The organism is Paenibacillus sp. 598K, from assembly GCF_003851045.1.
GTDB lineage: Bacteria > Bacillota > Bacilli > Paenibacillales > Paenibacillaceae > Paenibacillus_D.
Genome location: NZ_BFBX01000342.1, coordinates 1 through 236, shown reverse-complemented (window position 1 = coordinate 236; position 236 = coordinate 1). Strand labels below are relative to the sequence as shown.

The following is a 236-nucleotide window of genomic DNA, read 5'->3' as shown; positions in this document are numbered from 1 at the left end:
CCTGCTGCGGCCGCAGCAGGGTCAGGTGCGGGCGCTCGGAGTCGACCCGGCGCGCGGCGCAGGTCCCGCCGGGCAAGGGCTGGCGATCCTGCCGCAGCAGCCGCAGACGCTGTTCGTGCACAAGACGGTGGCGCTGGAGCTGACGGATATGCTGCGCGGCAGCAAGCTGGACGAGTCGACCCGGCAGGCCAAGCTGGACGCGGTCATCGCGCTGACGGAGCTGGTGCCGCTGCTCG

Annotated in this window: 1 pseudogene; it reads left to right on the top strand. The window is 72.9% G+C overall.

Annotated elements, in window-relative coordinates:
- Positions 1 to 236, top strand: a pseudogene (locus tag PA598K_RS37035) (ABC transporter ATP-binding protein); the annotation flags it as partial.